Raw genomic sequence first — 14095 nt, 5'->3', positions numbered from 1 at the left:
GTTTTCATCATCCTCCTAAAAAAACAGGTTATTTTTTCATGCTTCCAGTTTCTGTGAAGCGTTTATGCCAAGAAAGAGCTTCATCAAGCAACATAGGTGTATGGGCATTCTTTGTTGCAGCTAATGCTTTTTCTAGGTATTCAGTTAACATAGGTTTGTAGTCTGGGTGAGCACATTTTTCAATGATCAAACGAGCTCTTTCCACTGGGCTCAAACCACGGCAGTCAGCAACACCTTGTTCTGTACAGAAAATCATAGTGTCATGTTCTGGGTGATCCACATGAGATACATATGGAACGATAGAACTGATGTCGCCATTTTTAGCAACGGAGTTAGTGCAGAAAATAGTGAGATAAGCACTACGTGCAAAGTCACCAGAACCACCAACACCATTCATCATTTTGCTACCCATAATATGAGTAGAGTTTACATTGCCAAAAATATCAAATTCGATAGCGGTATTCATGGCAATGACACCAATACGGCGAGCAATACCAGGGTTGTTGGAAATTTCTTGTGGGCGAAGAATGATTTTTTTACGATATTCATCAATATTCGCATAGAAACGTTTCAACCCATCTGGAGAAGGACTTAATGCAGTACCAGAACATACAGTTACTTTACCAGCATCGATCAAGTCGAACATACCATCTTGGATTACTTCTGTATAGATGGACAAATCTGTGAATGGGCCTTTAGCAAGACCACTGATTACAGCATTTGCCACAGAACCTACACCAGATTGTAATGGAAGCAAGTTTTTAGGTAAACGACCTTCTGCAATTTCTTGTTCGAAGAATTTGATAAGGTGTTGACTCATTGCTTTTGCATCATCATCGATAGGTGCCAAAGGTCTTGTTGTATCAGGAACATCACAAGGTACAACTGCAACAATTTTACTTGGGTCACAAGGAATTGCTTCAGTACCAATACGATCACCAGGTGTTTCCAATGGAATTGGTTTACGATGTGGTGGATCGAGTGGTTCATAGATATCATGCATACCTACCAAGGAAAGTGGTTGGGATACGTTTACTTCTACGATAACCTTTTTAGCTTGACTAACAAATGTTGGAGAGTTACCAACAGATGTTGTAGGTACTAAAGAGCCATCTTCGTTGATTTGACAAACTTCTACGATAGCTACGTCTAAATCGCCAAAGAAACCATAGCGAACATTTTGTGCCATTGTGCTTAAATGCATATCGATGTATTTAACAGCACCGCTATTTAAGGCTTTACGTGTATCCCCATTTGTTTGATATGGGAAACGACGATTGATACCGTTAGCACGAGTTAACGCGCCATCAGCTTCATCACCTACGGAAGCACCTGTCCACAAATCAATTTTGAATGGTTCTTTTTCCATTCTTTCTGCCAATGCCAATGGCACTGCTTTTGCATAACCAGATGGAGTAAAGCCGGAAATACCAACTTTATCGTTAGGGTTAATCAAAAGAGCTGCATCATAAGCAGTGACAATTTTACCTTGGAGGGCCGCACATTTAACGCGGTCTTTGATGTCTATCACCATTACCATCTCCTTTAAGAGTAACATTGTATAAACGACAGTTTGATCTCTTGGTCGTTCCTTAAACCGACTTCATCGTAGTCCACATCCAACGTATTGTCAACTTATATGACTAAAATGTATTTTTCATCACACTTTATGGGTGCATTATGATTAAAATGCATAGATTTTCATATATTCACATAAGTTTTATTCACATCGCTATAACTCACAGGAATTATCGATTTATGGCATATATTGATGTTTTTCAATTAAATCGAACTCTCTCTATACAATATATAGACACTTTTCAATACAAAACAACATCTCATATACAAGAACTAGACCATACACCTCCCTATAAAGATACAATGATATACAAAAAACCGGCTTTCAAATGCCAACGATAATGTTCAATTATGTCTAACATTAGAAAACCGGTTATACTACTTAATACGTACCTACCCAAGGTATGTATTAATTATACCATATTATGAAATTATATATCTACCATAAAACATGCTAATTATACAAGATATGACAATTATGCAGATTTATCAGCAGACAGTTGAACTTTTACAAAGGCCCCTACCCAGCCAAACAATTGCCAAAATACAATAGTCACTTGATGACTGTATAGCTCAAAATCAGATAAGCCACTAAATAAAACACCTATAGCCAAAGCACCTACACCTATTTGTGCAGCTTGACGGAATATATCGCCTTTAAGTCTTATAGATGTAATAACATGACCTACGATAACTGCTAGGAATGATAGCAATCCTGGAATACCTGTTTCAGCTAACATATTAAGGTATAAATTATGAGCATGATACATCAAGATGTGAGGTCCTTGAATATAGTAATTATAATCTGGATATACTAAATAAAATGTATTCCACCCAATACCAAAGATAGGATTTTCTCGTACGATATACATAGTACTATCCCATAAGGCCCATCGAAGATCAGCTGACGTATCGTGACCTTGGAATATAGACCACAACCTTGAAGCTATTTCACCATCATAAAAATATAAAATTATTGGCACTGCTAATAGGGATAAAAATAATCTTCGCTCCACAAAGATTGCCCAGTACAAAATCATCGCTCCGAAGCTAATCCAAATTCCCCGAGAATAGGTTAATAGCATCGTTAAGAATAATATAATACCTATAATTAGCATTGAAATAACTTCGCGCGTACGATTTTCCTTCATATATACCAAGATATAACTGATACATACACTGAGTACCATCAATAGATAGGCACCCAATAAATTAGGATTTTGTAATGTAGACGACATGCGACGCATCAATTTAGGGAACTGTGCCGCATCTACCCACTCTTTTATATGTATATTAGGAACAAACACATATTGATAAGCACCTATAATACACACTAGAACAGCAGTACCTAGCAAGGCACGAAGAAAATAGTTCCACTGTTTAGGCGTTTGAATGTATGTACGAACTAAATAATACATACCCCCACTAGCCACAATTTGATAAAACCAACTTTGAATTGACCAATCCCAATTTTCTGACACTATAGAAGATATGCCAGTCCATACCACAAAGATCATAACAGACCACGATAAATAGCCTGTTGGTAAACTCAAAGATTTACTAGATATTAAATCATATAGTGCAAGGCCTATCGCTAGCCAAAGGAGCACATCACCCACCATTGGTTGCAAAGGCATGGCCACAACAACGCCATAAATTAAACGTTCAATATAAAATGTAATTCTCTTCTGATTAGGAATAAGTGAGAGTTCCATAGGCTCACCTTAGTGACTCATCTCATGGTTAAACCACTGACGAGCATCTCCTAAAATATATAAAGAACCACAAACAGTGATAATATCACCAGTTTTTGTATGTTTATATGCTAAAGCCAATGCGTCTTCAACAGAATCTGCTGTTTGCGCTATAGCTTTTGGAACGATGTGACGTATTTTCTCAACCAAAACCTCTGGCACTTCAGTTCTATCTGTTGGAGCTGGTACAACTAGAACCGTATCGCCTGCCTTAACAACTTCGCGGATAATAGCATCTTGATTTTTATCTTTCAGAATTGCCATCACAATCGTTTTTGGAGTGTCCTTAAATAATTCAGCATAGGTCATACTGAAAGATTCAGCACCTGCCGCATTATGAGCACCATCAAAGATAAAGGTGCGATCCAAGCCTCGTTTAACTTCAAATCGACCTGCCCACGTAGTGCGAGCAAATCCTTCACGCATCGTTTCTTCACTGATGTTAGTATCTTCTTTCATCAGTAACCGTACAGCCATTAATGCACACGCAAGATTGACAGATTGGTGAATGCCTGCCATTGTCGTAAACAACATTGCAGGAGCGGCATCATTAGTACTAACCGTAATCATTTGGCCACCAGTTACAGCACTACGGCTATCTATACCAAAGTCTTTATTGAAAGCATATACTTTAGCATGCTTCTCTTTAGCTACCTCTTCAATTATACGAAGCGGTGCATCCTGTGCAGCCGTTACAACAGGAACTTTAGATTTAATAATCCCTGCCTTATGACGCGCAATTTCCTCAACAGTATCACCACAATACGCTTGATGGTCTATTGTTACATTAGTAATAACCGATACCTTTGGTGTCACGATATTAGTAGAATCTAGTAATCCACCTAAACCAACTTCCACCACCGCATAGTCCACATCTTGTTCTTTGAAGAACAAAAAGGCAGCAGCCGTCAAAATTTCAAATTGCGTTGGCGCTTCTATGCCGTTAGTAATGATAGTATCAACTGCCACTTTTACACGACTAATTAGATTACCGAAGGCTTCCTCTGTTATATTTCCATCATTGATTTGAATTCGCTCCGTATAGGATTGAAGGTGAGGCGATGTAAATCGCCCCACCCGTAGTCCACTTGTAAACAGTGCGTAGGAAATATATGAGGTAACCGAGCCCTTACCATTCGTGCCTGTTACATGAACAATCTTATAGTCATCTTGTGGATTCCCAAGGGCTTCCATAAGCGCTGTAATTCGTTCAAGGCCAGGCTTAATACCGAATGAAGATGCCTGTTCTAAATAGGCTAAGGCCTCTTGATATGTCATATAAACCTCCTATTATAAGGTTTCAAGGAACGCTTCACGTTCCAATAACGCTTGTTGTTTTTGTTTATATTCTTCTAACTTTTCTTTTTCTTTTGCTACTACAGCTTCTGGAGCTTTTGCTAGGAAGCCTTGGTTAGACAATTTGCCTTCCAAACGGGAAATTTCTTTTTCCATTTGGATTTTTTCCTTTGCAATACGCTCTCTTTCTTTTTCGCCGTCAATTAAGTCTTTAAGCAAGAGGTATACTTCCATACCATTTACAACTGTTACAGTTGCATTTTCTGGTTTTGGATCATCGTCACCAAGAATAGTTACCTTCTCAGCCCAAGCTAATGTTACGAAGTAATCGCTATGACCTGCTACAGTTTGAGCCAATGCTTCATCTGTTGGCGCCACAATAACCTCAGCTTTTTTACCTAAAGGCACATTCATTTCAGCACGCATATTGCGAATACCTTTGATAGCATCCATCATAACTTCCATTTGACGTGCTGCACCTTCAAGATTATCAAACTTCAATGCTTCAGGCCATTTTGCAACAACAATGCTATCCCCTTCATGAGGCAAGTGTTGCCAAATGTGTTCTGTTACGAACGGCATAAATGGATGTAACAATTCAAGCATGTGACGCAAGATTGTTACAAGTAAATATTGAACTGTACGACGATCACGTTCATTACCATCGTTGTATAAACGAGGTTTAGCTAACTCAATATACCAGTCACAGTATGTGTTCCAAATGAAATCATATACAGAACTTGCAGCTTCACCCAACTCGAATTTATCGAGATTAGACGTTACACTTTGTACTGTTTCGTTATATTTTTGAACAATCCATTGGTCTGCTAATGTCAAATCATCTGCAGTTGGAACGAAGCTTTCATCATAATTTGTAAGATTCATCAATACAAATTTGGATGCATTCCAAATCTTATTGGCAAAGTTACGATTAGCCTCAACACGTTCCATATAGAAGCGCATATCATTACCTGGTGTGTTACCAGTAACAAGAGTAAAGCGCAATGCATCGGCACCATATTGGTCGATAACTTCAAGAGGATTAATACCATTGCCCAAGGATTTACTCATTTTACGACCTTGGCTATCACGAACAAGACCATGAATAAATACATGTTTAAATGGAATTTCATGTTCGAACTCAAGAGCCATAAAGATCATACGAGCAACCCAGAAGAAGATGATATCGTAGCCAGTTACAAGAACACTTGTTGGATACCATTGTTTAAGCTCAGGAGTTTGCTCAGGCCACCCCATTGTAGCAAATGGCCACAAGCCAGAACTGAACCATGTATCAAGAACGTCTGGATCTTGTGTAACATGACCGTGGCAATGAGGACATTCCGTAATATCGTCACGACTAACGATTGTTTCGCCGCATTCATCGCAGTACCATGCAGGAATACGATGGCCCCACCACAATTGACGGGAAATCGTCCAGTCGCGGATGTTTTCAAGCCAGTTTACATAAGTTTTTGTAAAACGTTCAGGAACAAACTCTACTTCGTGATCTTTAACGACTTTAAGAGCTGGCTCTGCTAATGGTTTCATATCTACGAACCATTGTTTAGATACCATTGGCTCAATAATTGTGTTACAACGAGAACAATGACCTACTGCATGGTCATGATCATCGATTTTTTCAAGTAAGCCTAGTTCTTTGAGTTCAGCTACAACTTGTTTACGAGCTTCTTCACGAGTCATGCCATTGAACTTGCCAGCACCTTCATTCATTGTCGCATCATTGTTCATAACAACGATGGATTCCAAATTATGACGTTGGCCCATTTCAAAGTCATTAGGGTCATGAGCAGGCGTAATTTTTACACAGCCTGTACCGAAGCTAGCATCTACATAGTCATCGGCAATTACAAGAATTTCTCGATTAACAAATGGTAAAATCAATGTTTTGCCGATGAGGTCTTTATAACGATCATCATCAGGATTTACTGCTACTGCCACGTCACCGAACATTGTTTCTGGACGTGTGGTAGCAACAACAACAAAACGATTATCTTCACCTTTTACAGGATATTTAATATGCCATAAATGGCCATGTTCGTCTTCATGTTCAACTTCAACATCAGATAAAGCAGTGGCACAACGAGGACACCAGTTGATAATGCGTTCACCGCGATAGATTAATCCTTTTTCATAAAGGCTTACGAATACTTCGCGCACAGCATGATAGTATCCTTCATCCAATGTAAAACGTTCGCGAGACCAGTCACAAGATGCGCCTAGGCTACGGATTTGTTTTACGATAGTATCACCGTATTCTTTTTTCCATTCCCATACGCGTTCTACAAATTTTTCACGGCCTAAATCATAGCGAGATTTCCCCTCTTCTTTAGCGAGCATCTCTTCTACTTTGATTTGAGTAGCAATACCAGCATGGTCAGTACCAGGCATCCACAATACATTGTAACCTTGCATGCGTTTGAAACGGATGAGGATATCTTGCAATGTATTATCTAAAGCATGGCCCATATGCAACATACCAGTTACATTAGGAGGCGGCAACACGATACTAAATGGCTCTTTATTTGTGTCTACTTCTTCGTGAAAGTACCCTTGGTTTTCCCAATAAGAATACCATTTCCCTTCTATTTCACCGGGGTTATAAGTGGTTAAATTTTCGTAGGTTTTCATCGTTCCTCCTAAATAAACTCCTTAGCGCTTCATAATCTTAGCCAATACAAATAGGCTCGTTTCATATAGCAATATCATAGGTAATGCAATCATCGTTTGAGAGAACATATCCGGTGTTGGTGAAATGACAGCACCTATGATAAAGGATATAAGAATAAATATCTTACGTTTCGTTTTTAAAAAACGTGATGTAATTAAGTTGAAATATCCCAAGATGATTAAAATCAACGGCAACTCAAAGATAAATCCAAAGGGTAATACAAAGGACAATACAAAGTCCATGTACTGACCGATGGAAAATAACGGTTGTAATTCGTCTGTAGCAAAGCCCATAAAGAACTTAACGGCTGCTGGTAGTACAAGGAAATAAGAAAACACAATACCTATGCCAAATAGGCCTATTGCAACTGGTAAAATCCAGTTAGATAGCTGTTTTTCTCGCACCGTAAGGGCGGGCTTAACAAATAGCCAGATTTGATGCAATATAATAGGCGCTCCTATAATAAGACCACCTACTATGGATACCTTCATATAGGTAAAGAAGGCCTCAGTCGGTTTCATATAATAGAGCTTACCAGCTGGCTTTAGGAGTATTTCCAATAAGAAGTCTACATAATAATAAGAAATACATGTTCCTATGACTACTGCAACAGCCATTATAATAAGGCGCTTTCGCAATTCAGATAGATGGCCTACAAGGGATATTTCCCTCGCCTCGTCCATCATTTTCTGTTCCATTTCAGTATAAATTGGCTCGTCCTCAGGTTCCTCAGGAACGCGTTGATTTGCCACCTTATACCGTTCTTGCTCAGCCTTTAACTCTGCTTCGCGACGTTTTTGACGAACTACACTATCAAAAGAAGGTTTTTGTATGGGATATTCGAAGTCCGGTTTTGGTTCGAATGGTTCCATATTATACCTTTCTATCAGCTAAATTTTCTACTGCCATCACAAGGAATTCCTTGCCTGGGAAATCACGTACAGCATCGAGCGCTGCCAAAGCATCCTTGCAATATTGATCAGCTACAGCTAATGTATTATCAATACCGCCTTGAGCGATAACATAGTCGATAATAGCCTGCTCATCGCCGCCATTATTCAAGGCCTTAATGTCCACAAGCAATTTATCTTTATTATCATCGTTAACGATGCTTAACAACGGATATGTCAATAACCCTTCGCGCAAATCATTCCCTACTGGTTTACCAGTCGTCGCTGTTGTTTCACGATAATCCATAATATCATCAGTGATTTGGAATGCCATGCCCAAAGCATGACCATATTTTTTCAACTCAACGATTTCAGATTCGCTCCAGCCCCCTAATAGGCCACCCAATTCCATACAGCCTTCCATAAAGTCCGCTGTTTTCTTTTGGGTCTTAGTCATATAACGTTCAATCCCTTGATCGATGCGATACACATCTTCCATCTGCATAAACTCGCCTTCCACAAGGCAAGTAATGATATGTGAAAAAATCTGCAAATATTTCATATTAGGCATTTCAGATACAATTTGGAATGCTTTAGCAAACAAGTAATCACCACTAAGAATAGCTACCTTATTTCCTTTATGCATATGTATCGTTTCTTCACCTCGACGAATCTCTGCTTGATCTAACACATCATCGTGAATCAAAGTCGCTAAATGAAGCATCTCTACGGCTTCAGCAATTCTAATACGCTGACGTTCTACAGATGTACCTGCATTAGCAATCAATAAACATAATTGCGCGCGCAAGCGCTTGCCACCTGCAGCAGATAATGGTCGAATCAGTGCATTAAAGTCTTCTGCACCTGTATTAAAAGATGATGCAAGAGACTCTTCCACACCCTCTAAATCTAGAGCAATGCGTTCCATAATCTCTAATTCATTGGTTTGACTCATGCTTCATCTCCTACTAGAACTTTATTGATGCGTTGTTGTAAAAGTTCACGTCCCGTGTGTTTTAAGGAGCTATATAAAATAGGCGGTGTATTCGTTGGATACATTTCCTTAATTTTAGCCAAGTTCGCAGACTTCTCTTTAGCCGTTAGTTTGTCAGCTTTAGTAACTACAATTTGTAATGGTACACCAGCCTCAATAAGCCAATCATAGGCCACCTTATCGATAGGCATCTCTGGATGACGGCCATCAATAAGTAAGCACAACAACATCAATCGTTCAGAATGTAAAATATAATCGGCAATAAAGGAAGACCACAAGTTGCGGTTTCCCTTATTTGTCTTTGCAAAACCATAACCAGGAAGGTCTACGAGAAACCAGTTATATCTGCGTTCCTCTGTTTCAGAAATATCCTCTTTTGATTCAATATCAAAGTAGTTAATTGTCTTAGTCTTACCTGGTTGGCCACTAACGAGAGCCAACCCACGATAATTACACAACGAGTTAATCAACGAAGATTTGCCCACATTAGAGCGCCCGATGAAGGCTATTTCCACAGTATCCCCTTCAGGATATTGATCAGCCTTAACACAGGAAGTATTATATTTTGCTGCTATAATACGAGGCCCCTTCGGTTCTTTTCGTGTATATTGTGGTTTTGGGCCCATTTGTTTAGTGGATTTTTTCTTTTTTTGCATTACACAAGTGCCTTTGCTAATACTTCATCCATTGTCTTAACTGGCGTAATAATGAGACCGTCTTTTACAATATCAGGTAATTCTGCAATATCCTTTTCATTACCTTTAGGAATCAATACTTCTTTAATACCATTAGACAAGGCTGCTAATAACTTTTCTTTTAAACCGCCAATTGGTAGTACACGGCCACGCAATGTAATTTCACCAGTCATGGCAATATCAGAACGAACCTTACGGTTTGTTAAAATAGATACCATAGCCAATGTCATCGTAATACCTGCGGAAGGGCCATCCTTAGGTGTTGCACCTTCTGGCAAGTGAACGTGTATATCGAGCTTCTTATAGAAATCATCTTCGATTTTTAAGGCTTTTGCATTGTGGCGAATATAGCTCATTGCAGCTTGACCAGACTCTCGCATAACCTTACCTAAGCTACCCGTTAACGCAAGTTTACCTGTACCGTTCATAGTTGTTGCTTCGCATGGCAATACAACGCCACCTACAGAAGTCCAAGCTAGACCATTTACATAGCCAATTTGCGGTTTCTTTTCGCGCTCTTGGTCAACAAAAATTGGTGCACCCAAGAATTCGTGAAGATTTTTTGTCGTTACTTTCGGTGCATCCCCACCTTCTTCAACGACTTTATAAGCAATCTTACGACAAATCTTAGCAATCGTTTTTTCTAAGGTACGAACACCCGCTTCACGAGTATATTCGGAAACTACCTTTTTCAATACTGCATCAGATAATTTAACCTTGTAATCTTCAAGACCATTTTTCTTGATTTGTTTAGGTACTAAATAGCGCTTAGCAATTTCTAATTTTTCTTGTTCCATATAGCTAGATAGTTCGATAATTTCCATACGATCTAACAATGGACCTGGAATATTGGATGCAACGTTAGCCGTTGTAATCCAGAACACTTCGGAGAAATCAAATGGTACTTCAATGAAGTGATCACTAAATGTGCTATTTTGTTCAGGGTCCAATACCTCTAACAATGCAGAGGATGGATCGCCTTTATAATCAGATGCAAGTTTATCAATTTCATCCAATAAGAATACAGGATTCTTAGTGCCTACATTCTTGAGGCCTTGAATCATACGACCAGGCAATGCACCAATATACGTACGGCGATGGCCACGAATTTCAGCTTCATCACGAACACCACCTAAAGATGCGCGGATGAACTTACGGTTCATTGCTTTAGCTATAGACGTAGCCAAGGATGTTTTACCAACACCTGGTGGTCCAACTAAGCAAAGAATGGAGCCACTATTCTTACCAGTTAACTTACGAACAGCTAAGAATTCAAGAATGCGTTTCTTAACCTTTTCAAGGCCATAATGATCAGCCTCAAGCATATCATGAGCTTCTTTAATATCTAAGCGATCCTCAGTCAATTCGTTCCAAGGTAACGCCAACACCCAATCTAGGTAATTGCGCAAAATAGTTGCTTCTGGCATCAATTGAGGCATACGACTATAACGAGAGATTTCTTTATCAATACGTTCATGTACATCTTCGCTAAGGTTGAGTGCTTTCAATTTAACACGTAACTCTTCTGCTTCTTCCTCTGGATCTCCTTTGTCACCCAACTCATCGTGGATAACACGAATTTTTTCACGCAAGAAATATTCTTTTTGCGCTTTTTCCATAGATTGACGAACTTGATTATTAATGGAATTTTCCAAATCAGAAATTTGTAATTCCATATTCAAGATGCCTACGATCATATTTAAACGACGAGCTACGGATAACTCTTCAAGTAACTCTTGGCGTTTAGTATTATTAATAGGCAACAAGAACGCAACTTGGTCAGCTAATTCACATGGATCACGTAATTCCATAACCCGTGTTACGCCTTCATCGGTAACAGATTTAGCCTCTTCAGCCCATTCGCCAAACTTAGATTGCACTAAACGACGATAGGCTTCTAACTCAACATCGTCTTCAAATTCGGAGGCTACACGTTCGTAGTCCCCTACATAGTACGGATCCATACTTGTTATATTCATTACGCGAATACGTGTAATGCCCTCTACAAGAACACGTACAATACCACCTGGCAAGCGTAACATTTGCTTAATTTTTACTAATGTACCCATTTGGGCTAAGTCATGAACAGTTGGCGAATCAACAGCATCATCCTTTTGGCTGACAACTGCTAAAATGCGATCCTCGTTCATTGCGGCTTCTACCGCTTTAATGGATTTGTCTCGACCGATATCGAGGTGAATCACGATATTCGGGTATACAACCATGCCTCTAAGGGGTACGGTTGGAATCCCAATTTCGAGTAAATTCATACTTCCTCCAGGTATTTATATTATGAAAAGAAACTCATTCCTACACAGAAATGAGTTTCTTCGAATTACGATTTCAACTGGATGTCTTGGTCTGCCTCATTTTTGAGTATAGGTTCACCTGTGCTCAACACGGATTCACGATTAACTATGCACTTAGTTACTTCCGGCATGGAAGGAACTTCAAACATAACGCGTTTCATCACCTTTTCAATGATAGCACGCAAACCACGAGCACCTGTTTTTCGCTGTAATGCTTCATCAGCGATTTCTTCTAATGCATCTTCAGTGAAAGTTAATTCTACACCATCAAGGGATAGAATTTTTTCATATTGTTTTGTTAATGCATTTTTAGGCTTTGTCAAAATTTGGATCAATGCATCTCTATCCAATTGATCTAATGTTACCATTACTGGCAAACGACCAATGAACTCAGGGATTAAGCCAAACTTCAATAAATCTTCAGGTACAACATCCTTCAAGATAGCCGATATATTACGTTCTTCTTTACGTTGTACATCTGCACCAAAACCAAGGGTTTTCTTAGCGGTACGCTTAGTAATAACCTTGTCCATACCATCAAATGCACCACCACAAATAAAGAGAATATTTGTAGTGTCAATTTGAAGCATTTCTTGATTTGGATGCTTTCTACCACCTTGAGGCGGAACAGAAGCTACGGTACCTTCTAAGATTTTAAGTAATGCTTGTTGTACGCCTTCACCAGACACATCACGTGTAATGGAAGGGTTCTCAGACTTACGTGCAATCTTATCAATTTCATCGATATAAATAATGCCACGTTCAGCCCGAGCTATATCATAATCTGCAGCTTGGATAATTTTGAGCAAGATATTTTCCACATCTTCCCCTACATAACCAGCTTCAGTTAAGCTTGTAGCATCTGCAATAGCAAATGGTACTTCTAGCATTTTCGCTAAGGTTTGAGCCAATAGTGTTTTACCACTACCAGTAGGACCAATGAATAAAACATTAGCCTTTTGTAATTCTACATCATCAACTACATTATCTGTTTGTAAACGTTTGTAGTGATTATATACAGCCACAGCTAAAGAGATTTTAGCATCATCTTGACCAATAACATATTCGTCAAGATGAGCTTTAATTTCTCTCGGCGTTGGCAATTCTTTTAAGTTGAAGTCGTCCGTCTCTACGTCACCTAACTCATCAGCAATAATACGTTCACATACTTCAACGCATTCATCACAAATATATACGTTAGGACCCGCTACTAATTTGCGGACTTCTTCGCTTGTGCGTCCACAAAAACTGCAGCGCATAGTGTCTTTATCTTTTGCCAATGGGCGCCTCCATTACTTGCTTTCTACAGGTTCTCTTGTGAGCACCTCATCAATTAAGCCGTATTCAACGGCATCCTGAGCACTCATGAAGTTATCGCGATCTGTATCGCGAGCTACTACTTCAATATCTTGTCCACTGCGAGAAGCTAAGATACCATTTAATTCTTCACGCATACGAAGAATCTCACGGGCATGGATTTCAATTTCAGATGCTTGCCCTTGAACACCACCTAATGGTTGGTGAATCATAACGCGTGCATGAGGCAACGCATAACGTTTGCCCTTGGCACCTGCTGTTAAAAGCACTGCCCCCATGCTTGCTGCAGAGCCTACACAAATGGTAGACACATCTGGTTTAATATATTGCATAGTATCATAAATAGCCATGCCGGCAGTTACAACACCACCGGGGCTATTAATGTACAAATGGATATCCTTATCAGGATCCTCTGCTTCTAGGAATAACATTTGCGCAATAACCGCATTTGCTACATTATCATCAATAGGTCCACCTAGGAAGATAATGCGGTCCTTTAACAAGCGAGAGTAAATATCATAGGAACGCTCACCGCGTTCACTTTGTTCAACTACGATTGGTACATACATA

At 39.3% G+C, this 14095-nt stretch carries 10 protein-coding genes; all 10 read right to left on the bottom strand.

Annotated features, from left to right (window positions below):
- Positions 1–28: 28 nt before the first annotated feature.
- The 10 genes from KH109_RS04710 to clpP all read right to left on the bottom strand — a co-directional run bounded on the left by KH109_RS04710 (position 29) and on the right by clpP (position 14094).
- A complete protein-coding gene (locus tag KH109_RS04710; RefSeq protein WP_039969068.1) occupies positions 29–1534 on the bottom strand; it encodes an acetyl-CoA hydrolase/transferase family protein in 1506 nt (501 codons plus the stop codon).
- 520 nt (positions 1535–2054) lie between these two features.
- On the bottom strand, positions 2055–3293 hold the full coding sequence (locus tag KH109_RS04705) for an O-antigen ligase family protein (RefSeq protein WP_119208523.1): 1239 nt from the start codon (positions 3291–3293) through the stop codon (positions 2055–2057).
- A gap of 9 nt (positions 3294–3302) precedes the next feature.
- Positions 3303–4610 (bottom strand): folylpolyglutamate synthase/dihydrofolate synthase family protein, encoded by a 1308-nt coding sequence (locus KH109_RS04700; protein ID WP_119208525.1) that lies wholly within the window; start codon positions 4608–4610, stop codon positions 3303–3305.
- 12 nt (positions 4611–4622) lie between these two features.
- On the bottom strand, positions 4623–7280 hold the full coding sequence (locus tag KH109_RS04695; protein ID WP_295216314.1) for a valine--tRNA ligase: 2658 nt from the start codon (positions 7278–7280) through the stop codon (positions 4623–4625).
- A 21-nt stretch (positions 7281–7301) separates the two neighbouring features.
- Complete coding sequence (gene tatC / locus KH109_RS04690) at positions 7302–8192, bottom strand: twin-arginine translocase subunit TatC (RefSeq protein ID WP_295216310.1); 891 nt, start codon at positions 8190–8192, stop codon at positions 7302–7304.
- Between the two features lies 1 nt (position 8193).
- Entirely contained in the window at positions 8194–9165 is a 972-nt protein-coding gene (locus KH109_RS04685; protein ID WP_295216307.1) for a polyprenyl synthetase family protein, read from the bottom strand.
- Complete coding sequence (gene yihA, locus KH109_RS04680; RefSeq protein WP_129823194.1) at positions 9162–9860, bottom strand: ribosome biogenesis GTP-binding protein YihA/YsxC; 699 nt, start codon at positions 9858–9860, stop codon at positions 9162–9164. The genes KH109_RS04685 and yihA overlap by 4 nt, the downstream gene beginning before the upstream one ends.
- Positions 9860–12169 carry an endopeptidase La gene (gene lon, locus KH109_RS04675; protein ID WP_295216304.1) on the bottom strand — a complete coding sequence of 770 codons (2310 nt, stop codon included), beginning with the start codon at positions 12167–12169 and terminating at the stop codon, positions 9860–9862. Before lon ends, yihA begins: the two co-directional genes overlap by 1 nt.
- Positions 12170–12234: 65 nt before the next feature.
- Positions 12235–13488, bottom strand: a complete 1254-nt coding sequence (gene clpX, locus KH109_RS04670; RefSeq protein ID WP_105085922.1) for an ATP-dependent protease ATP-binding subunit ClpX — start codon at positions 13486–13488, stop codon at positions 12235–12237.
- 12 nt (positions 13489–13500) lie between these two features.
- Entirely contained in the window at positions 13501–14094 is a 594-nt protein-coding gene (gene clpP / locus KH109_RS04665; RefSeq protein WP_005385987.1) for an ATP-dependent Clp endopeptidase proteolytic subunit ClpP, read from the bottom strand.
- Position 14095 lies beyond the last annotated feature (1 nt).

The sequence above is a fragment of the Veillonella sp. genome, assembly GCF_018381775.1.
In the GTDB taxonomy this organism is placed as follows: Bacteria; Bacillota; Negativicutes; order Veillonellales; family Veillonellaceae; genus Veillonella.
This window is presented reverse-complemented; position numbering and strand designations above follow the sequence as displayed.

Coding starts and splice junctions, on each gene's coding strand:
- KH109_RS04710 (WP_039969068.1), bottom strand. CDS start 1,534: ATGGTGATAGACATCAAAGACCGCGTTAAATGTGCGGCCCTCCAAGGT.
- tatC (WP_295216310.1), bottom strand. CDS start 8,192: ATGGAACCATTCGAACCAAAACCGGACTTCGAATATCCCATACAAAAA.
- yihA (WP_129823194.1), bottom strand. CDS start 9,860: ATGCAAAAAAAGAAAAAATCCACTAAACAAATGGGCCCAAAACCACAA.
- KH109_RS04700 (WP_119208525.1), bottom strand. CDS start 4,610: ATGACATATCAAGAGGCCTTAGCCTATTTAGAACAGGCATCTTCATTC.
- lon (WP_295216304.1), bottom strand. CDS start 12,169: ATGAATTTACTCGAAATTGGGATTCCAACCGTACCCCTTAGAGGCATG.
- KH109_RS04685 (WP_295216307.1), bottom strand. CDS start 9,165: ATGAGTCAAACCAATGAATTAGAGATTATGGAACGCATTGCTCTAGAT.
- KH109_RS04705 (WP_119208523.1), bottom strand. CDS start 3,293: ATGGAACTCTCACTTATTCCTAATCAGAAGAGAATTACATTTTATATT.
- KH109_RS04695 (WP_295216314.1), bottom strand. CDS start 7,280: ATGAAAACCTACGAAAATTTAACCACTTATAACCCCGGTGAAATAGAA.
- clpP (WP_005385987.1), bottom strand. CDS start 14,094: ATGTATGTACCAATCGTAGTTGAACAAAGTGAACGCGGTGAGCGTTCC.